A 686-nucleotide genomic window follows, 5' to 3' on the forward strand; every position below is an offset into this window, starting at 1 on the left:
CCTTTGAGTTCCACCACTCGGCCCATATTGCCTGTTTCGAGGAGGTTCTTCTTGTCCTCTTCCGAGAAGATGTGTCCGAAGTAAGGACGCTCCAATTCGGGCTGCTTGCGGATACCGTGGATGGCGAGTACCACCTCACCTGTGTTGGACTGCTGCAACGACAGGCGTGCATCGGTACGCAGTACGGCAGAGCCGAAGTTAAGGTTGATAGGTACAAGCTGGTTGGTCTTGTAGCCTTTGAGCATCGAATCAAGGAGTCCTCGCTCCTGAAGATACTCACGCGAGAGTCCGAAGTTCTTCAACTGGTCCCAGTTGATCATAGACTCGTTGTAACGATACTGATTGTTCTGCTGCTGGTCGTTAGCTTCAACGACGGGCTGCTGGGTTTGATTTTTCTTTGCCATTTCTTCTGAATTTTGATTGTTAATACTCTGTTCTGTTTGATTTTTGGGTGTTATCTCATACTTCTTGAGAAACTCTTCCACTGCTTTTGTTTTCTTACCTTCGGCAAGGTCTTCGATGGCCTGCTTGACTTCGGGCTTGTCGAACTCCTCCTCCTTCATCGTGAAAAGACCGAAGTGTGTAGGGTCTTTCAACTGACTCCAGAAGTTCTTGAGGAAATTCTCGAAGAAGGTCGCATAGCGGTCAATCTTGAGAAAGGAGTTCTGATGCTCTTTGTCTGCCGG

At 48.4% G+C, this 686-nt stretch carries 1 protein-coding gene; it reads right to left on the minus strand.

Translation table 11 applies throughout. The features are described 5' to 3' along the window. On the minus strand, window positions 1-686 hold a 686-nt coding region (locus tag NW211_RS13930), incomplete at both ends, for a DUF4099 domain-containing protein (RefSeq protein ID WP_258328282.1).

Origin of the sequence: Barnesiella sp. ET7 (genome assembly GCF_024733785.1) — a bacterium.
Classification (GTDB): Bacteria; Bacteroidota; Bacteroidia; order Bacteroidales; family Barnesiellaceae; genus Barnesiella; species Barnesiella merdigallinarum.